This is a genomic window from Streptosporangium sp. H13245 (assembly GCF_055690525.1).
Genome location: NZ_JBSZKT010000003.1, coordinates 384,330 through 402,774 on the forward strand (window position 1 = coordinate 384,330; position 18,445 = coordinate 402,774).

The 18,445-nt window shown below is 69.9% G+C and carries 17 protein-coding genes; 8 read left to right on the forward strand and 9 right to left on the reverse strand.

Annotated elements, in window-relative coordinates:
• Positions 1-109: 109 nt before the first annotated feature.
• The 3 genes from ACW9TB_RS08565 to ACW9TB_RS08575 all read left to right on the forward strand — a co-directional run bounded on the left by ACW9TB_RS08565 (position 110) and on the right by ACW9TB_RS08575 (position 6,474).
• Positions 110-3,424 (forward strand): KAP family P-loop NTPase fold protein, encoded by a 3,315-nt coding sequence (locus ACW9TB_RS08565; RefSeq protein ID WP_472747386.1) that lies wholly within the window; start codon positions 110-112, stop codon positions 3,422-3,424.
• Positions 3,425-3,574: 150 nt separating this feature from the next.
• Positions 3,575-3,955, forward strand: a complete 381-nt coding sequence (locus ACW9TB_RS08570) for a hypothetical protein (RefSeq protein ID WP_472747387.1) — start codon at positions 3,575-3,577, stop codon at positions 3,953-3,955.
• 569 nt (positions 3,956-4,524) lie between these two features.
• Positions 4,525-6,474, forward strand: a complete 1,950-nt coding sequence (locus tag ACW9TB_RS08575; protein ID WP_472747388.1) for a serine hydrolase — start codon at positions 4,525-4,527, stop codon at positions 6,472-6,474.
• An 87-nt stretch (positions 6,475-6,561) separates the two neighbouring features.
• Here the strand turns inward: ACW9TB_RS08575 and ACW9TB_RS08580 are convergent, their stop codons facing one another.
• Positions 6,562-6,978: a nuclear transport factor 2 family protein gene (locus ACW9TB_RS08580; RefSeq protein ID WP_472747389.1), complete on the reverse strand. Its 417-nt coding sequence runs from the start codon at positions 6,976-6,978 to the stop codon at positions 6,562-6,564.
• A 394-nt stretch (positions 6,979-7,372) separates the two neighbouring features.
• Between ACW9TB_RS08580 and ACW9TB_RS08585 the strand changes: the two genes are divergently transcribed.
• Positions 7,373-7,894 (forward strand): hypothetical protein, encoded by a 522-nt coding sequence (locus tag ACW9TB_RS08585; RefSeq protein WP_472747390.1) that lies wholly within the window; start codon positions 7,373-7,375, stop codon positions 7,892-7,894.
• Between the two features lie 142 nt (positions 7,895-8,036).
• Here the strand turns inward: ACW9TB_RS08585 and ACW9TB_RS08590 are convergent, their stop codons facing one another.
• From ACW9TB_RS08590 to ACW9TB_RS08605, 4 genes are all read right to left on the reverse strand, one after another.
• Positions 8,037-8,264, reverse strand: coding sequence for a DUF397 domain-containing protein (locus ACW9TB_RS08590; protein WP_472747391.1), 228 nt, complete (start codon positions 8,262-8,264; stop codon positions 8,037-8,039).
• Between the two features lie 134 nt (positions 8,265-8,398).
• Positions 8,399-9,136: a GntR family transcriptional regulator gene (locus tag ACW9TB_RS08595; protein WP_472747392.1), complete on the reverse strand. Its 738-nt coding sequence runs from the start codon at positions 9,134-9,136 to the stop codon at positions 8,399-8,401.
• A gap of 442 nt (positions 9,137-9,578) precedes the next feature.
• A complete protein-coding gene (locus ACW9TB_RS08600) occupies positions 9,579-9,806 on the reverse strand; it encodes a DUF397 domain-containing protein (protein WP_472747393.1) in 228 nt (75 codons plus the stop codon).
• Positions 9,806-10,681: a helix-turn-helix domain-containing protein gene (locus ACW9TB_RS08605; protein WP_472747394.1), complete on the reverse strand. Its 876-nt coding sequence runs from the start codon at positions 10,679-10,681 to the stop codon at positions 9,806-9,808. Before ACW9TB_RS08605 ends, ACW9TB_RS08600 begins: the two co-directional genes overlap by 1 nt.
• Positions 10,682-10,909: 228 nt before the next feature.
• On the opposite strand from ACW9TB_RS08605, the gene ACW9TB_RS08610 reads away from it, so the two are divergent.
• Positions 10,910-11,236, forward strand: a complete 327-nt coding sequence (locus ACW9TB_RS08610; protein WP_472747395.1) for a hypothetical protein — start codon at positions 10,910-10,912, stop codon at positions 11,234-11,236.
• A 326-nt stretch (positions 11,237-11,562) separates the two neighbouring features.
• Positions 11,563-12,243: an L-2-amino-thiazoline-4-carboxylic acid hydrolase gene (locus ACW9TB_RS08615; protein ID WP_472747396.1), complete on the forward strand. Its 681-nt coding sequence runs from the start codon at positions 11,563-11,565 to the stop codon at positions 12,241-12,243.
• A gap of 142 nt (positions 12,244-12,385) precedes the next feature.
• On the opposite strand, the gene ACW9TB_RS08620 is transcribed toward ACW9TB_RS08615, so the two are convergent.
• The 4 genes from ACW9TB_RS08620 to ACW9TB_RS08635 all read right to left on the reverse strand — a co-directional run bounded on the left by ACW9TB_RS08620 (position 12,386) and on the right by ACW9TB_RS08635 (position 15,081).
• On the reverse strand, positions 12,386-12,850 hold the full coding sequence (locus ACW9TB_RS08620; protein ID WP_472747397.1) for a MarR family winged helix-turn-helix transcriptional regulator: 465 nt from the start codon (positions 12,848-12,850) through the stop codon (positions 12,386-12,388).
• A 162-nt stretch (positions 12,851-13,012) separates the two neighbouring features.
• Entirely contained in the window at positions 13,013-13,465 is a 453-nt protein-coding gene (locus ACW9TB_RS08625; RefSeq protein ID WP_472747398.1) for an SRPBCC family protein, read from the reverse strand.
• Positions 13,466-13,562: 97 nt separating this feature from the next.
• The gene (locus ACW9TB_RS08630; RefSeq protein ID WP_472747399.1) at positions 13,563-14,411 is read right to left on the reverse strand and encodes an N-acyl homoserine lactonase family protein; all 849 of its coding nucleotides are present in this window, start codon (positions 14,409-14,411) and stop codon (positions 13,563-13,565) included.
• 202 nt (positions 14,412-14,613) lie between these two features.
• Entirely contained in the window at positions 14,614-15,081 is a 468-nt protein-coding gene (locus tag ACW9TB_RS08635; protein WP_472747400.1) for a Dps family protein, read from the reverse strand.
• Between the two features lie 124 nt (positions 15,082-15,205).
• Between ACW9TB_RS08635 and ACW9TB_RS08640 the strand changes: the two genes are divergently transcribed.
• Together ACW9TB_RS08640 and ACW9TB_RS08645 are read left to right on the forward strand one after the other, a co-directional pair.
• Positions 15,206-15,916, forward strand: coding sequence for a MerR family transcriptional regulator (locus tag ACW9TB_RS08640; protein WP_472747401.1), 711 nt, complete (start codon positions 15,206-15,208; stop codon positions 15,914-15,916).
• A complete protein-coding gene (locus tag ACW9TB_RS08645) occupies positions 15,913-18,279 on the forward strand; it encodes a VIT domain-containing protein (RefSeq protein ID WP_472747402.1) in 2,367 nt (788 codons plus the stop codon). Before ACW9TB_RS08640 ends, ACW9TB_RS08645 begins: the two co-directional genes overlap by 4 nt.
• The last annotated feature ends 166 nt before the right edge of the window (positions 18,280-18,445 follow it).

The window sequence follows — 18,445 nt, forward strand, 5'->3', positions numbered from 1 at the left end:
GGAGAGCAAACATCCGTCAAAACAGGTCGACCTATCGCCAAGATCGCCTTCTTCCCCGCCCGGCGCGTCCACAGTGGGATCTTGAACCGTCGTCAGATCGGGAGGACCGTTGAGCGAGGGACTCGCGTTCGCGAATCCAGTCTTCGAGACCACGCCCCACGTGGGCACCCGCCGAGCTCTCGTCTTCCTCGACTCTCCCCCGGCCGCGCCCCCGCCGCCGCCTCCCCCGCCGTCATCGCCCGCGACGGACGCGGAGACCTTCGTGAGCAGGCCCGACGCGCGGCTGGCGAGCGCCCTGCGCGCCGAGGGCTTCACCGTCGACGCCGAGACCAGCGAGGGGGCGGGCGCGGACGGCGAGCGCGTGTGGAACCTGCTGCGCTCGGCGCGGGAGGGCGACCTGCTGGTGATCCGGCTGCCCGCCGACGGCGGCTGGACCTCGGGGCAGCTGGGCTCGATGATCGGCGCGTTCGGACGGCAGGTCGGCGAGTCGCTGGCGGCGGCCGTACTGATGATCGTCGACTTCGGCTGGAGCGCCCTGGACGGCTCCGCGGAACCGGTCAGGCAGCTCGCCGTGGCCGGGGAGCCGAGGGTGGCCGCGGCGGCCCTCACCCTCACGCTGAGGCTCGACGAGACGGTGCCGGGACCGGTGCGCACGCTGACCGACGTCGTCGCGGAGGGCCTGCTGACGCGGGCCGCCGACCTCGACGGGGACGGGACGGTCAGCGTCGGGGACCTGCACGCCTACGCGCTCGCCCGCTACGCGGCGGCCTCGGCCGCCCGCACCCCCATCCTGATCTCGTACGGAGCCGTCGCGGGCGTCGCCCTCACCCCGGCGAGGGACACCGCCGCCGCGCCGCACGCCGCCTTCGCCCGCGTCCTGGCGCGGCTCGGCGACCCCGCCCCGCCCGCCCGCGGGATCGAGATCGTCCGGCGGGTCTACGAGCTCCACCTGAGCGAGCCCGCCAGGGAGATCCTGCGCAGGGCGGCGCTGCTCGACGAGGACGAGCCGATCGACGAGATCCTCGGCGACGCCGCCGAGCTGAGGCAGTGGGGCCTGCTGGGCGAGACGACCACGTTCGTCCACCCGGACGTGCGGATCTTCGGCCACTCGCGGCTGTCGGCCGCCGAGAGGGCGCAGACCTCGGCGCTGCTGCGCCGCCGCCGGGCCGGGCTGCGGACGGTACGGCCCAGGGCCAGGCTCACCGCCGACCGGTGGACCACCGAGGACCAGCTCGGGCACCGGGTCTATGCCGAGGCCATCGCCGCGTTCGTCCGCCACCCCGAGACCCGGCCCCCGCTCACGATCGGCGTCAAGGGCCCGTGGGGCGCGGGCAAGACCTCCCTGATGCGGATGATCCAGGACCTTCTGGACCCCGGGGCCGCCGGGGACGCCCCGGCCCCGATCCACCTGCCCGGCTCCCGCGCGGAGCGGACGCTGACCAACGCCGAGGTGCTGGCCAGGACGGGACGGCGCCCCCGGGAGAACGCCGGGCGGGCCGAGCCCGGCCCGATCCCGCTGCGCCCGGCGGACTGGCGGCCCACGGTCTGGTTCAACCCGTGGATGTACCAGAGCGGCGAGCAGGTCTGGGCCGGGCTGGCCCACGAGATCATCAGCCAGGTCACCCGGCGGCTGCCCCGCGCCGAGCGGGAACGGTTCTGGCTGGAGCTGAACCTGTCCAGGATCGACCGGGAGGCGGTCCGCAGGCGCGCGTACCAGCTGGCGGTCACCCGCCTGGCGCCCGTGGCCCTGGGCCTGGTCGCCACCGTCGTCCTCACCGGGGCGCTGCTGGCCGCCGCCGCGCTGCTGCCCGCGCTCGGGGCCTTCCTGGGCAACGCCGCGGCGGCCGTCGGGTCGGCCGGGTCGGCGGTGGTGGTGGCCGCGGGCGCCGTACGGCTGGCGCGGTTCTTCGGGGAGTCGGCGGACAACGCGTTCCGCGGCCTGGTCACCCAGCCCGACCTGCTCGGCCCCGGCGCGGCCGACGGGTTCGTCAACGAGGTCGCGGCCACCCCCGGGTACCGGTCCAGGACCGGTTTCCTGCACCTGGTGCAGACCGACATGCGGCAGGTCCTCGACCTGGTCGCCACCGGGGAGCGCCCGCTGGTGGTGTTCGTGGACGACCTCGACCGCTGCTCCCCGGGGACGGTGGCGCAGGTCATCGAGGCGATCAACCTCTTCCTCGCCGGGGAGTTCCCCAACTGCGTGTTCGTGCTGGCCATGGAACCGGAGGTGGTCGTGGCGCACGTCGAGGCGGCCTACCCGGAACTGGCCGGGACGCTGCCGGGCGGCGGGCGCTCCGGCCTGGGCTGGCGGTTCCTGGAGAAGATCGTTCAGCTCCCGCTGAGCGTGCCGCTCCTGGACGACGCCGACCGGCTGCCCGCCTTCGTACGGGCCCTGCTGGGCGTCCCCTCCGTCCAGGCTCCTCCATCTTTTTCATCTCTTCCCACTGTTTCCACGGGCACGGAGACCGCGCGACCGCGGGACCCGGACACCGCACGGACACCGAATCCGGCCGGACCGCGTCCGGCGGGCCCCTCAGCCGCCCTGGAACGGCTCGACCCGCCACCGGATCCGGCCGGACCGCGCTCGCGCGGTCCCCTGCCTCCCGCACGGCCCTCCCCGCTCGACGCGGTCGCACCGGGCTTCCCCGGCACCACCACGCCACCGGGAGCGGCCGTGCCGGGACTGCGGGCATCGGCGGAGCCACGGAGACCCGGACCGCGAACACCGGTGGAGACACCGGGTCTCGGGTTGCGGGCGACGATGGAACTGCAGGGATTCGGTCCGCGAACGCCGCTGGAGACGCCGGAACCCGGATCGCGGGCGGCGGAGCCGCCGGACCCGGTCCAGGTGAGCCGTCTGCAGGACGCCATCTGGGCGCTGCGCCCGACCACGACGACCCTCGACGAGGCGGCCCGGCTGGCGCAGGACGCCCTGGGCATCGAGTGCTCCGACGCCGTCGGCGGCCTCTGCGCGGCGACCCGCGAGGCCGCCGACCGGGTCTTCGACGACCTCTACAGCGACGAGAACGCCTACCGGGCGATCGAGTTCGTGCTCCCGGCGCTGACGTTCTTCAACCCGCGCGAGATCAAGCGGTACGTGAACGTGTTCCGCTTCTACTCGTTCCTGACCTACCGCCGCGCCCTCGCCGGGGCGGCCCCCGCCTCGGACGGCGAGGTCGCCAAGCTCGCCGCGCTGGCCGTCCAGTGGCCGCACCTGCTGACGCTGCTGGCCGGGGAGACGGACGGGGCGAGCGTGCTGCGGCGGCTGGAGGACGCCGCGAACGACGACGGGAACTGGGAGCGGGCCGTCCACGACACCGGCCTCACCGCCCACCACACCCTCGGCGGCCCCCACCTGGACGCCCTGCGCGACCTCCTCTCCCGCCCCCACCCCATCGCCGACCTGGCCCGCTATCTCCTGTGAGCCTGAAACCCCACGGCCCCACAAGTGGGGGCGTCGGCCATGACCGAAACCGGTACGCGTCATCGGGTGATTTCCGCTAGCGAAAATCACATTCCATCTACTCCCCTGTCATGCGACAGTCAGGCGAATGCCCGGCGAATGGAGAAATGGATGACGATCACCACCCCCCTCGGCCGAACGGCATGTGCCGTGACGGCACTGCTCGTTCTGTCCCTGACACCCGTCTCGGCCGCCAATGCCACATCCCAGACGGCCGCCGCCGTACCCTGCTATTTCCGGGAAACCGCCGGTCGCTGGTATTGCGACAACGTGAAAGACGCACCGGTGTGGTATCAGCCGAACACCTTAGGAGGCGTCGCCGGTTACATGCAGACACGCCCGAGCTGGTTCTACTGCCGGACCGACTCCGGTGGCTACGTCGGCGGACCTCACAAGTTCCGATGGCTGCACACCGTGGCCGACAACGGCCGCGCCGGTTATATGAGGGACACGGACATCTACAGCGAGACCGACCCGGTGCCGACCTGCTGAGCATTTCCATCCCGGCTCTCGTGTTTCGCGGTTCCACAATCACCACGCGAATTCTGCCGCGCCACTCACAACGGGCGGTAATCGAGGCGCCATAAGTCGACCGGTAAAGCCATTTCTTTGGCAGGTCGCCTTCTTTTTGCTTGTCGAGGCGGGCGGCCCGCCATCCGTGGCACGGGTGTCGGACCGGAGCCGAATGGTCATTCCACGGCGTGGCCGGTCGAGGGCCTGAATCCTCCCAACTCTCAGCCGGAAAAGATGAGTAGGGGCGTACTCATCCGCCGGGGGGCGACGGTTCGCACACTGGGAGGCGGCGGCTCCGTCGGGATCTCCGGCGGCGGCCGACGCGTACGGCTCCCACCTGGGGCCGCGCCGTGCCGGCCCGCGCGACCGCCGTCACATGCCGTCACCGGCAGGTCCGCATCCGGGCGCCCGGCCGGTGACGGCGTGTCCATCCGCCCGAAGGCGGGGCGGTGCGAAACGATCGTCGGCAGGGCTCACGTTTCGCGGATTCAGACAATTCGGCCGGGCGCGGCAGCCCGGGATGGGGGTTCGGCGTGCGGGACTCATCGATGTCGTTCAGCCGTCGCGGCGCGCTGCTCGCGGGGATCGGGACGGCCGCGTTCATCGGCCTCGACCGGCCCGGCGTCGCCCTGGCGGCCCACGTCGCGGAAAGCGTGGAAAGGCTCCGTACCGGCGCGGCGACGGCGGCCGGAACGTTCCCGTGGGCGGCCCGCCACGGCCTGACCTCGGAGCAGTACCAGGCCGAGTTCACCCGCATGGCCAACGAGGGCTACCGGCTGGTCCAGGTGGACGGCTACGAGACGGGCGGCCGGGTGGGATACGCGGCCATCTGGGAGCGGGCGCCGGGACCTCCGCAGTTCGCCCGCCACGGCCTGACCGAGCCGGAGTACCGGGCCGAGTACGAGCGGCTGCGCGTCGCGGGTTACCGCCTGGTCCACGTGTCCGGATACGAGGTTGCCGGGAGCGTGTACTACGCGGCGATCTGGGAGCTCACCGGCGGTCCCAACCTGGTCAGCTACCACGCGATGACCGCCGAGCAGTACCAGACCGAGTTCAACCTGCAGCTCAGCAGGGGCTACCGCCTCGTCCACGTGGACGGCTACAGGATGGGGGGCACGGCGCGCTTCGCGGCGATCTGGGAGGCGGTCTGGGGAGCCGTGGGACCCGCCTGGGCTGCTCGCCACAACCTGACCGCGGGGCAGTACCAGGCCGAGTTCGACCGGCTCACCGGGGATGGATATCGCCCCTTCCACGTCAGCGGTTACACCGTCGGCGGCGTCGACCTGTACGCGGCGATCTGGGTGCGGGGCGCCGGTCCCGCCTGGTCGGCCCGGCACAACGTGGAGGCGGCGAACTACCAGGCGGTCTTCGACCAGCACGTGCGCGACGGCTACCGGCCCGCCCGGGTCAGCGGCTACGGCGGCGGCGCGGGCCGGTACGCGGGGATCTGGCTGAGCGACAGGAGCACGGACGGCGACTTCGCCGCCGCCCACGCGGTCGTCGACCGCCATCTGAGGGCCTCCGGGGCGGCCGGTGTGTCACTCGCGATCGCCCGGCGCGGCGCGCTCGTCTTCGCCCGAGGGTACGGGCTGGCGAACCGGGAGACCGGCGAGCGGCTCACCGAACGGCACCTGATGCGCATCGCCAGCGTCTCCAAGCCGATCACCTCGGTCGCGGTCATGCGGCTCGTCGAGGCCGGACGGCTCACGCTCGACCGGCGCGTCTTCGGCACGGGCGGCGTCCTCGGCACCCGGTACGGCAGCAAGCCCTACAGCGCGGGGCTCCAGGCGATCACGGTCCGGCACCTGCTCCAGCACACCGCCGGGGGCTGGACCAACGACGCCAACGACCCCATGTTCCTCAACCCGACGATGGACCACACCCAGCTGATCGGCTGGGTGCTCGACAACCGGCCCCTCCAGCACACGCCCGGCACCACCTACCTGTACTCCAACTTCGGCTACTGCCTGCTGGGCCGGATCATCGAGCAGGTCACCGGGCAGTCCTACGCCGACTTCGTACGCCAGAGCGTGCTCGCGCCCAGCGGGATCACCAACATGCACATCGCCGGGAACACCCGCGCCGAACGGCGGCCCGACGAGGTGGTCTACTACGGCACCGGCGACCCGTACGGCATCCCGGCGCGGCGGATGGACTCCCACGGCGGCTGGCTCGCGTCACCCGTCGACGTCGTCCGCTTCGCCCTGCGGGCCGACGGCTTCGCGACCGTCCCCGATCTGCTCCGGCCGGACACGGTCACGACGATGACCACCCCGTCGGCGGCCAACCCGAACTACGCCTGCGGCTGGTCGGTCAACACCGTGGGCAACCGGTGGCACAGCGGCCGACTGGTCCCCGGCACGGAGAGCATCCTCGTCCGGACGAGCAACGAGTTCTGCTGGGCGGCACTCGCCAACGGCAACGGCATCGACGTCGACACGATGATGTGGGAGGTCTTCCAGCAGGTCGCCGTCTGGCCCTCCCACAACCTGTTCTGAAGTCCCTCGGCGGCGTACGCCGGGGGCAACGGCCCCCGGCGTTCCCTTCGCGATCAGATTCAGGCGGTCACATTCAGGCGGTCACGTTCAGGCGCTGAGGGCCCGCGCGACCGTGAGGCTGTCCTCGTAGATGTGGTAGCGGGTGACGAGCCCGTTCTCCACGGTGAGGTGCAGCGCGAACGGTGAGGTATACGCGGTCCCGCCGTCCCGCACCGTCTGCACGATCTCCCCGAGCACGACGGCGTCCGCCCCGTCGACCAGGATCCGCGCCACCGACGTGCCGTTCAGCTCGGGCACGTGATGGGCCTCCAGCGACCGGAAATGGTCCGCCACGTCGGCCCGGCTGGACCGGGGGCGAATCCACGGCACCGCCGGATGCCCCTCGGCGGGCCAGTCGAGCTGCCAGTCGATCGGCTCGGCGAACAACTCCGCCGTACGGTCGTGATCACCCTCGGCCATCCGGCGCAGCAGTTCTCCTACGATGTCACGGGTTTCATCACTCATGCCGTGATCCTCTCGGCTCCGGACACCGCCCGTCGATTACCACCGAGGTATAACAAACCTTAAACCAGGACCGTAAACCGCACCGAGCCCGACCGCGTCCCACCAAAGCCATGGGCCAACGGACCGACCTCGACACACTGACCGCCACCATCGGGGCTTCTGGTGCTGATATGCGCTGAACTGACGCAGCGCTCAGCGGTGCTGCGCTCGGTGTACAGGACCTCACCGTGCCAGACGGGGCGTCACCGTGAGAGAGCCACCTGTGATCAGGCTGAGAGACTCATCAGCGTCTCTCAGCCTGATCACAGGTGGCGCCGTGGATCCTACGGCCATGACGCGAACAGCAGTTCCTCCGCCGCCCCGCTGGGCGCGTGTCGCCGGGACGGTGGGGTGGGTGGCTCCCATCCTCGGATTCGTGCCGTTGCACATCCCCTGGATACTCGGAATCCCGTTCCTGGCCCATGAAGCGAGCTTCGACGCCTGGTATCACGGCCGAGGTCACGGCACGGAAAGCTTCCCGGATGGCGGAGTCCTGGGCATCCCCGCGGGTGCCATGTACCTCGGGGTGCTGACGCTGCTCGCCATCCTCGGTGGAATCCTGTCACTCGGTCTGATCAGCGGCTGGGGACTGGTCTATCCCCGATGGATCCCCGTGCTGGGCGGACGCCGGGTCCCAGCTTGGTTTCCGCTCACCCCCACCGTCCTGGGCTCGGCCCTGCTGGTGGGCTACTCGCTCACCCTGCCCGCGCAGATCCCTCGCGCCATCGCCGAGGCGAGCCCAGACGATCCGTTCACCCTGACCGGCGCGTTCGTCGGCCTGCCCGTCCTCCTCGTCGCGTGGATGATCGCGCTACCGGTCGCCGGTTGGTCGTACTACCGGCGCACCCGGCGGGTTACTCCGACCACCGCCAGCTGACCACCCGACCTCTGAGGAGAAGAAGAGGGCGGGCCTTCGTCTACGCGGAGCCATCCGCCATCGTCAGCGTTCAAAGCTCCGCCAGGCGCGAATCAGTACTGACGACACCCCACGAGGCGTGGGTGATCAAAGGTGGAGACGGTCACCCTGTCGGGAAGTCGAACTCGCCATCCTTGACCCCGCCGACGAACGCCTCCCACTCAGCCCGGGTGTAAACGATCACCTCGGCATCAGGACGACGACTGTGCCGCACGGCCACCCGCCCACTGCCATCAGCCAACGGACCAGCCTCGACACACTGACCGCCACCATCGGGGCTCCTGGTGCTGATGCGCCAGGCCACACCCGCCAGTTCCTCCGAGCTGATCATCACGTGCTCCTCCCTCTCACTCGTCTGACACGACCGACCGCAGCCCGGGTGAGAGCGGCGCTTCGCGGGGGATCGTACGCTCGCGCGAAGCTCGCGACACCGGCCTCCCGGACCACACTTCTGTGAGTAAGACGCTATTCCAGGGAGTAGTCGGCCGAGAGCTCGCGACCGGGGCCGAGAAAGTCCACCGCGTACTCGGTCACCTCGTCGTGCTGGTCCCAGTAGAGGTTGGTCATGGTGAGTGCCGGTAGACCGCTTTCCATGCCGAGCACTGAGGCGATGTCCTCGGGAACCGGCCTGATGGCGACGGTGTCGCGCCGCCGGACGACGCGTCGGCCCGCTCTGTCCTCGACCAGCCCGAACGTCATCCTCGGAAGCGGCTCCGCGATCAGCAGTTCGGGCACCACCTGGCTCAGCTCACCCGGAAGCCACGACGTGGACAGCGTCACGAGCCCCCTGTCGTCGTAGTAGGCGCGACGACGCTGGACGACATCGATCCCCTCCTCGACTCCCAGAGCGTCCGCGACCTCCTTGGATGCAGGAACGAGACCGGCGCTCAAGATCTCGGCTCGCTCACCCTCCCGGTAACCGCTCCCGCTCGTCCGTAGCATCCGAAGGCGATCGGAACCTGTCGTGATCTTCTTCGGCAGGCTGGCCAGGGTCCCGATCCCCGGAACCGACTCCGCGTAACCTTCCGCCCTCAACACGGCCGCGACCCGGGTGGCGGTCGCGGTGGACACCCCTTCGTCGCGCATGATCTCTCGCACCGACGGAATCCGCTCACCCGGCCGGATCTCCCCGCTCTCGATCCTGGCCCTGATCTGCGCGGCGATCCTCTTGTACGGAGCCATCGCCTGCGGGCTGTCGGTCATCATGAGGCTCCCGTTTGGTGCACGCCACATCAGCCAACGGTTTCACCGGTGCTCTAGAACACCATAAAACCGCCATGGGCCAAAGAACAGGGAACACGATTCACTGGACCGCGCAGAGCTGGGCGCGTCCGCTCCCGTCACGGTCCTCGCGCCCGCCACGCTGCGCGATTCATGCTCGGGCGCGTCTCCAGGGGCTGTCGCCCCCGGGCGAAGGGCTGCGCCCCTCGCGCTCCCCGCTGCGCCGACTGTGCACCACGTCCGCAGTCCAACCGGCTGACGAACGCAGACTTGGTTGGCCAGCAGTCGCACCCAACGGAGTGCCCCGGCCTGTTCCGAATCAGGGCCCCCTTCACTCCGCCATCGTCAGCGTTCAAAGCTCCGCCAGGCGCGAATCAGTACTGACGACACCCCACGAGGCATGGGTGATCAAAGGTGGAGACGGTCACCCTGTCGGGAAGTCGAACTCGCCATCCTTGACCCCGCCGACGAACGCCTCCCACTCAGCCCGGGTGTAAACGATCACCTCGGCATCAGGACGACGACTGTGCCGCACGGCAACCCGCCCACTGCCATCAGCCAACGGACCAGCCTCGACACACTGACCGCCACCGTTGGCGCTCCTAGTGCTGACATGCCAGGCCACGCCCGCCAGTTCCTCGGGGGTGATCATCACATGCTCCTCCCTCTCGCTCGTCCGACACGGCCGATCGCAGTCCGGATGACGGTCGCGGACTCATCCGGCGTGAGAGCGACGTTACGTAAGGAATCGTACGCTCGCGCGAAGATCTCGGCGCTCTCCGCCTCGGTGTAGACGGCACCTCCCCGGGTCTCTACATAGGTCACGTCGGAGTAGGGCTCCGGCATGTCAAAAATCATGAAAGATCCCTCTGGACTGGCATGCGCTCCGGCAGCGAACGACAGGATCCGGATGGTCATGTTCGGCCTATTCATGACCTCGTGTAGGTGTTCCAGTTGGCCGCACATCACCTGCGCGCCACCGATCATGCGGTGCAGCACGGCCTCGTCGAGAATGACCTCCAGCTTCGGGGCCGATTCGGCGTCGAGCACCCGCTGCCGGTCCATTCGAAACTCCACCCAGCGCTCGATCTGCTCACCGGGAGCGTCCGCGTCACCCGCCGCAATGACCGCCTGAGCGTAGTCCCGGGTTTGCAGGAGGCCAGGGACGACCATCGCCTCGTAGGAGCGGATCCCCTCTGTGCGGGTTTCGAGCCATGCGTGGTCGAACAGCCCACCGAGCGAATCGGTGGCGTAACCGTCCCACCAGCCCTTGCGCCAGATGTCGCGGCTGATCTGTTCCAACCCGTCGCGGACCTTCTGGTCGCCGACGCCGTACAGGTTGAGGAGTGCCAGCACGTCGGCCGCCCTCGCCGGAATGATGCCCGACTCCAGTCGGCTGATGGTTCCGGCATCACGCTGTAGGTAGTCGCCCGCCTGTTTGAGTGTCAGCTTGGCCGACTCGCGGAAATCCCTCAGGTGTTTGCCGAGCCACTGCGCCCGCAGTGTCGGCCCTCGCTTCGCACCCATTGTCCGTCTCCTTTGGGTTCATACCGTCTATACCACCGGCCCGTACCAGACAAATCAGGACAACGCCAACAACCTTATCAAGCAAGCTTGCGTCATCCTGAATTCGCTGTCACGCTACCGAAGTATCGGCGGTCACGCTCGGCATTCACCCGAAAACACAGGGGAATCAGGGCACAACCGTCCGCCAGATCTCCGCTCAGGTTCAGCACCGGAAGGGAGCACGACGACATGGAGCACCACGCTGGTTCCGACCAGCCGTCCGTCTGCCATGGCTCGGACTTCGACGAGCGTTGCCCGCAGGACAGGGATTACGAGCGTGTGCACACGCCGATCGGTGACCTTCCTCGGATGTTCGCCCTGGTCCAGGAGTTCTACGAGGAGGACGAGGAGGACGGGGAAGGCGTCACGGAGGTGGTGGCCTACGGGCTGGCGCTGCCGGGTGGGACGGCGGCGACCGTGGGCGCGAACGGCCGCGAATTCGGGCGGTGGACGAGCGCGCACAGTGCCGCGCGGCGGTTTCACTCCGACCTTGTCTGGCTCGGGGGCGACTCCTAAAGGCTCCTGACGAGATTCGGGGGCGGCTCCTGACGGGATCAGGCGTCGCGACAACCCCCGGAATCCAAGGCGGTCCGCGTGAATCGACTCGATGATTGACCAGCCAAATTGTCAGACAGGCACTTGAGTCATGGGCTCTGGTCGCCGGATGGACGTGATCGTCGGGGGTGTGCCAGAGTGACAGCGACAAATCCGTATAAGCCTGTCAGCGCCTGGTCGGTCGGTGGAGCGCGCTGGCGTGCTCGCTTGGTCGCGAGCACGACCAGTCACGTCTCCGCACGGGATCACGGTCGTGTACGCGCCGAGCCGTACACGAAAGGACCATCATGTCCACCGACCAGTTCGGGCTCGCGGAGGGTGAGTACGTCCCCGATCCCGATCGCGACACGACGCTGCTTCTCGACGCGTTCTACGACCACCTCGCCTCGGCCCTGCCTGAGCACGCGCTTCCCGGCGATCTCACGACCGCCATGCGGGCGCGTCAGGACGAACTCGAAGCGGCGAACCGGTCCCTGATCGTCGATGAGCCCTCCCTGTACAACCTGCGCATGACCTTGGCCCTGGTGGCCGCCTACGAGGTCCTTGTGCCCAGGCTGGGACAGGAGACGGCCGTCGCCGCCGTACGTGCCTCGTTCGTCGAACCGCTCGGCGACACCATGAAGGAGGGCACCCGCGCGATGCTGGACAACGCGCCGGACGCCTTCCGGGCCATGGTGGAACTGAGCAAGTCGCGCGAGGAGTACGCGTTCGGGAAGGGGTTCGTCTTCGCCCGGCCGATCGACGACGACGAGCGTTACCACGTCGACGTGCGCCGGTGCTTCTACCACGACGTCCTGGTCGCCAACTCGGCGCCGGAACTGACCCCGGTCATGTGCGCGTTCGACGCCAACTGGATCGAGGCCATCGCCCCCGGCAGGCACGGCTTCCGGTTCGATCGCCGTACCACCATCGGAACGGGTGGCACGCACTGCCCGTTCCATTTCAGCCGGACCGGGGAAGCGGGCTGACGCCCTCGTAGTCGCGGTGTTCGGGGGCTCTTTCGCGGTCGTGACGGAGCCCCCACCCGCTCCACGACGCACGGGGCATCCCGTGTGGCGCCGGTAGTCGACCTCTCATGCCGCACCCGCTCCACGACACACGGGGCATCCCCTAACGGGCCGGGGCCTCCTTGCGGCGGCGTACCTTCTCTCCGGCGGGGAAGCGGGAGGCCACGGATCGGAGCGTGGTCAGCGTGGACGCGACCGGCTGCCCGACGAGCATTTCCTCAAGCGCGTTGTTCAGGCCGTCCTGGACCACCTGGACACGCTCGGCCAGCTGCGCGCCGTCCGCCGTGAGGGTCAGCGTGACGTGCCGTCTGTCGCTCGCGTCGGTCACCCGTTCGACGATCCCCGCGGTCACGAGCCGGTCCACCAACCTGCTCGGGTTGACTCCCGTCTCGCAGACGAGCAGCTCACCGAGCCCGGAGAGGGTGAGGGGGCCGCGATCGTCGAGGACGCTCACCACCTCCGCCTGGGACGGCGTGAGCCCGAGCGGGCGGAGCGCGGCGGCGAGCAGGCGGTTGCCCTCTCGCTGCACCGCCAGGACAAGGTAGCGGAACTCCTCGGCGTCCTTCATTCGTGCGGATCCCTTCTCCGCACCGTGCGGAAACTCTCCGGCGGAGCGCACCGTGGGTGCCACTCCGTACGTCCACGCGTGTGCATGTTACGACAGACGATGACGTGTCATCGGCCCGTCCGGTGACGGCCGCCCGCGACCTCGTCTCCCGAACGGCGGCCGTCACCACGCGGTGGTCCCGTTCCCGGCGCCGGGGGCCTCAAGGATGTCCTTCAGGACGTTGAGGTTCTTCGCGACGGCTCCGGCCATGCTCCGGGCCAGCAGGCCGCCCGGTACGCCCGGGGCCCCCGCTACGAGGTCGATCTCGTTGACCAGGTCCGTCGCGGTGGCGGATCCCTCAAGCGTGTAGATCGCGCGTCCCTGGAAGAGGCCGAAGCCGCCTTCTACCACGAGGCGGCGGTCGCGCTCGTACTCGATGATCTCAAGGCGCTCCCGCATGACCCGGGGAAGGCTGCGGGTCTGCTCGTAGACGGTCCCGAGACCGGCCGGGCCCGGTGTGAGCGGCCGTGTCTCGCGGATCGCGTAGTTCCAGGCGGGGAGGTTTCGCAGGTCCGCCAGATAGTCGAAGACCACACCGGCCGGACGCTCGACACGCAGGGCGTTGGTGAATTTCACGTTCTTTCGCCTCCTTGAGGACCTGAGGAAGTCGGTAAGCATCGTTCACTCCTTTTGATGAGTTCGTGGGTCGCGCCGGGCCGGTGACTCCCGGTCCTCACACGGCCCGTACGTGGCCGAGCGTCTCGGCGAGGCGACCGGCCGCCCCGGGGTCGTGCGCCGCCAGGACCTCCAGGCCGGGCATCGTGGCCCGCAGCGCGTTCACCTTGTTCACCGTGTCACGCATCTGCCGCTTGTCGCCGACCCCGGGCAGCTCACCGGCGGCCAGGAGGTTGGCGTCGTAGGTGAGATCGCCCACCAGGATCAGCGGCGCGCGTCCCGGACGGCGGATCAGCAGGGACAGCGATCCGGGCGTGTGCCCCGGAGTGGGCAGGAGCAGGAGGCTTCCGTCACCGAACAGGTCGTGGCCGGTGTCGAACGGCGCCACCGTCGGGTCCGCGAGCGGCTCGGGGGTGATCCGCTTCCAGTTCAGCCCCGGCAGGTCGATGTGCGACGGCATCAGGCCGCGCGCCTCCGGCAACGGCTTGCGCAGGGACTCCCACTCGTCGTGGCTGACGACGACGTCGGCGTGGCCGAGCAGCGGCAACCCGCCGATGTGGTCCTGGTGGAGGTGGGAGATCACCGCGGTGTCCACGTCGTCGACGGCGTACCCCAGCCTGGACAGACCGGCCGTGAGCGTCTCGTCCGGTTCGACGGAGAATTTCGCGAGACGTGAGTAGACCAGCCCGTTGAACCCTCCGGGGAAGTAGTCCGGATCGGTCACCGACGCGCGGTCCTGCCCGGTGTCGAAGAGCACCACGCCGTCGCGGTGCTCGATGACGTAGACGTTGATCGGCCGGGGAGCGGTCCACCGTGTCGAGGTGAACAGCCAGAAGTAGAGGTTCTTCCAGGTCGGACCGACGTGTTCGGGCCGGATGGCCACCGAGCCGGTGCTGAGGACGGACACACGCTTGATCGGATCTGCCGAGGTGTTCATGGGGGACCTTTCGCGAAGTTCTGTGTCGTGTCATTAAATTACACGACACATATATGGCCGTCAACGCCCCCCGCCGAACCGCCAGGACACCCGGCTTCGCTCCGTCGACGAGCGAGCCGGGAACACGGAAGGCGCCCCGGCCCTCACGGGCCGGGGCGCCTCGAAAGACGATCTAGCGCTGAGCCTCGATCATCCAGTGGTGCTTCTCCAGGTCCTGCGTGATCTCAATGAGGAGGTCCTGGGTGACCAGGTCGGGCTTCTCGGTGGCCTTGATGCGCTCGCGCATCCGGCGGACGATGGACCCGAGGATGTCCGTCATGGCGGCGACGACCTTGCCGTCGTTGATGTAGCCGCTCTCCAGCTGCGGCACCTCGGTGCTCTGCGCCAGCGTGGAGGACCTGCCGTCAGGGTTGCAGCCGAGGGCCACCGCGCGCTCGGCGACGGTGTCCGCGTGCTTCCTGGCCGACGAAACGATCTTGTCGAGCTGCAGGTGCAGTGAACGGAAGTTGTGACCGATCACGTTCCAGTGGGCCTGCTTGGTCAGGAGCGACAGGTCGAGCAGGTCGACGAGCGCGCCCTGGAGCACGTTGCCGACGACCTTCTTGTCTTCTGCCTTGAGTGGACTGGTGATCGCGGACATGGAATCTTCCCCCTGTTTCGAGCTTAGTTTCCCCTTTGCTACGAAATGTCCGTACCCACCTCCGCGCCCACCTATTCCGGTCATCATGTTGACACTGTCATGATGACAGTGTCACTATCGAGGCATGGAATGGACCATCGGTGAACTGGCTGAGCGGGCATCCGCGGCGCTGGCCCCCACCGCCCAGCTCAACGGGCGGGTCAGGGACATGCCCAACGAGCGCCTCATCCGCTGGTATTCGACGATCGGCCTCCTCGACCCTCCGCTGACCCGCCGAGGCCGCGTCGCCATGTACGGCAGGCGTCACCTGCTCCAGATCGTCGCCGTCAAGCGGCGCCAGTCCGACGGCCGGACCATCGCCGAGATCCAGGTCGAGCTGGCCGGGGCCACCGACCAGACCCTGGAGTCGATCGCCCGCCTCCCCGGACACACACCGGAACACGTGCCGGAGCACGCACCCGAGCACGCGCCGAAACCCCCGCCTCCCCCCGCGGCCCGGACCGGCTCCCCCGGTACGGCACGCCCGCGCTTCTGGGCCGGACCGCCCTCCCCCACAGGACCGCCTTCACAGGCGGGACCGGCGAAACCGATAGACCCGGCTGTACACCCGCTACCACCCCCCCGACCGGCCGCCACCCGGCCACCCACCCCGCCCGCTCCGGAGGCCGTGATCGTCCACGGCGTACGGCTGGCGAACGGCGTGACGCTGATGCTCGACACCGGCGGACACGCCCCCACATCCGACGACCTCGCCGAGATCGCCGCCGCCTCGGAGGGACTCCTGTCACTCCTCCGCGAACGCGGCCTCACACCTCCGGAAGGAATTCACGCATGATTACCTCGATCACCACGCTGCCGCCGGAGGAGTGCCACCCCGTCCCCGACGCCGGGCTGGGGGCGCTCACCACCGAGCGCGGCAACCTGCCGCTGGAAAGTGTGGACGTGACCGCCGCCGTGTCCGGCCTGAGTGCCGGGGTCGAGGTGGTCCAGGGCTTCCGCAACCCGCACGACGTGGCCCTTGAGGCGACGTACGTCTTCCCGCTGCCCGACCGGGCCGCTGTGACCGCCTTCAGGATGGAGGCCGACGGCCGGGTCGTCGAGGGCGTCCTCAAGGAGCGCGGCCAGGCCAGGGCCGACTACGACCAGGCGATCTCCGAGGGCAAGCGGGCCGCGATCGCCGAGGAGGACCGGCCGGACGTCTTCACCATGAGGGTCGGCAACATCGTGCCGGGCGAGCGGGTCACCGTGCACCTCACGCTGAACCAGCCGCTCCCGTACGAGGACGGCGCGGCCACCTTCCGCTTCCCGCTGGTCGTCGCGCCCCGCTACATCCCGGGCACCCCGCTGGACGGCGAGCGGGCGGGCGACGGGTGGGCCCCGGACACCGACGCGGTCCCCGACGCCTCCCGGATCACCCCGCCGGTGCTGCTGCCCGGCTTCCCCAACCCGGTCCGCCTGTCGCTGGCCGTCTCCGTCGACCCCGCAGGTCTGGAGCTGCGCGAGGCCCGTTCCAGCCTGCATGTGGTCCAGGAGGAGGGCGACGTGGTCCGCCTCCAGCCGGGTGAGCGGCTGGACCGCGACTTCATCCTGCGCCTGGCCTTCGACGCCTCCACCTCCCTCGCCCTCTCCCCCGACAAAAACGACGAGGACGACGAGAACGACGAGGGCACGTTCACGCTGACCGTCGTCCCCGAACCGGTCCCCGCGGGGACCGGGGCCAAGGACGTGGTGCTGGTCCTCGACCGTTCGGGCAGCATGACCGGCTGGAAGATGGTGGCCGCCCGGCGCGCCGCCGCGCGCATCGTCGACACGCTCACCTCCGGTGACCGGTTCGCGGTGCTCTCCTTCGACACCGTCGTGGAGTACCCGGAGGGGCTCGGCGAGGGGCTGTCCGAGGCGTCCGACCGCAACCGCTACCGGGCCGTGGAGCACCTGGCCAGGCTGGAGGCGCGCGGCGGCACCGAGATGCTGTCCCCGCTGGAGCGGGCCGCCGCGCTGCTCGCCGACTCCGCCAGGGACCGGGTACTGGTCCTCGTCACCGACGGGCAGGTCGGCAACGAGGACCAGATCCTGGAACGGACCGGTGCCGGGCTGGCCGGGGTGCGGGTGCACACCGTCGGCATCGACAGGGCGGTCAACGCCGGTTTCCTGGGCAGGCTGGCCGGGCTGGGAGGGGGCAGGTGCGAGCTGGTCGAGTCCGAGGACCGGCTGGACGAGGCGATGGAGCACATCCACCGCAGGATCGGCGCTCCCCTGGTCACCGACCTGTCCCTCAAGGCTGACGGGCTCGACCTGGTCGCCGAGACGGTCAGCCACCTCGGCTCGATCTACTCGGGCGTCCCGCTCACCGTGCTCGGCCGCTACCGTGGCACCGCCAAGGGAGCGCTGACCGTACGGGGCCTGGGCGCCGACGGCTCGCCGTGGGAGCGGAGGGTCACCGCGTCCGTGGTGGACAATCCGGCCGTACGGGCGATCTGGGCGCGGGCGCGGCTGCGGGCGCTGGAGGACCGCTACGCGGCCGGTGACCGGTCGCTGGAGGCCGAGATCGTCGAGACCTCGCTCAGGTACGGGGTGCTCTGCCGGTTCACCGCCTTCGTCGCGGTCGACACGCGGGTGGTCGCCGAGGGCGGTCCCGGACACCGGGTGATCCAGCCGGTGGAGCTGCCCAGCGGCTGGGAGAGCCCGGTCACCGCCGCGCCGATGATGCTCACCTCGATGGCCTTCGGGAGCGCGGCCCCGAGCCCGCCGCCCATGGGACCGCCCGGGATGGCCCCTCCCGGCGCCGCGCCGAAGTTCGCGGCGAGCCCGATGGGCGGTGGCATGTCCCAGGAGTCGGCGGCCGGAGGCTTCGACGACCGCGCCCGGATGCTGCCCCGTCCCGTACCCGCGGGAGCTCCCCCGAGGCAGAGCGCGCCGCGGGCCAGGCCGCAGGACCCGCCGAGGGAACAGCTCGCGGAGGAGCTGAGGCTGCTGCGCGCCGCGGAGTCCCTGCCCGCCGCCGAACGGCTGCGCCTGCTGGAGGACCTGGGCAGCCGCCTCGCGGCCCTGGTCGTCTACCTCGGCGGCCACGCGGAACTGGCCGCCCTCGCGGGCGAGCTGCAGGCGGGCGGGGACGTGGACGTCCTGTGGCGGCGGGCTGTGGAGGTCCTGGAGTCCCTGGCGGGGCCCGCCAAGCGGCGCCCGTTCTGGAAGCGGTGATCTCCTCGGTCCCACCCCGGGCGGCGGTCCCACCTCAAGCAGCGGTCCCGCCCCGGGCAGCGGTCTCGCCCCGGGCGGTCCCGCCGCTCGGGGCGGAGGAGGCCGCGACCTGAGGCGACCGCCCCGGTGGTCTCGTGCCTGTTCGAACGGGCACGAGACCACCACC

Excerpts from the sequence above, each read along its gene's own strand:
- ACW9TB_RS08570 (WP_472747387.1), top strand. The coding sequence starts at position 3,575 with ATGACGATCACCACCCCCCTCGGCCGAACGGCATGTGCCGTGACGGCA.
- ACW9TB_RS08575 (WP_472747388.1), top strand. The coding sequence starts at position 4,525 with ATGTCGTTCAGCCGTCGCGGCGCGCTGCTCGCGGGGATCGGGACGGCC.
- ACW9TB_RS08580 (WP_472747389.1), bottom strand. The coding sequence starts at position 6,978 with ATGAGTGATGAAACCCGTGACATCGTAGGAGAACTGCTGCGCCGGATG.
- ACW9TB_RS08590 (WP_472747391.1), bottom strand. The coding sequence starts at position 8,264 with ATGATCAGCTCGGAGGAACTGGCGGGTGTGGCCTGGCGCATCAGCACC.
- ACW9TB_RS08595 (WP_472747392.1), bottom strand. The coding sequence starts at position 9,136 with ATGACCGACAGCCCGCAGGCGATGGCTCCGTACAAGAGGATCGCCGCG.
- ACW9TB_RS08600 (WP_472747393.1), bottom strand. The coding sequence starts at position 9,806 with ATGATCACCCCCGAGGAACTGGCGGGCGTGGCCTGGCATGTCAGCACT.
- ACW9TB_RS08605 (WP_472747394.1), bottom strand. The coding sequence starts at position 10,681 with ATGGGTGCGAAGCGAGGGCCGACACTGCGGGCGCAGTGGCTCGGCAAA.
- ACW9TB_RS08610 (WP_472747395.1), top strand. The coding sequence starts at position 10,910 with ATGGAGCACCACGCTGGTTCCGACCAGCCGTCCGTCTGCCATGGCTCG.
- ACW9TB_RS08615 (WP_472747396.1), top strand. The coding sequence starts at position 11,563 with ATGTCCACCGACCAGTTCGGGCTCGCGGAGGGTGAGTACGTCCCCGAT.
- ACW9TB_RS08620 (WP_472747397.1), bottom strand. The coding sequence starts at position 12,850 with ATGAAGGACGCCGAGGAGTTCCGCTACCTTGTCCTGGCGGTGCAGCGA.
- ACW9TB_RS08635 (WP_472747400.1), bottom strand. The coding sequence starts at position 15,081 with ATGTCCGCGATCACCAGTCCACTCAAGGCAGAAGACAAGAAGGTCGTC.
- ACW9TB_RS08640 (WP_472747401.1), top strand. The coding sequence starts at position 15,206 with ATGGAATGGACCATCGGTGAACTGGCTGAGCGGGCATCCGCGGCGCTG.
- ACW9TB_RS08645 (WP_472747402.1), top strand. The coding sequence starts at position 15,913 with ATGATTACCTCGATCACCACGCTGCCGCCGGAGGAGTGCCACCCCGTC.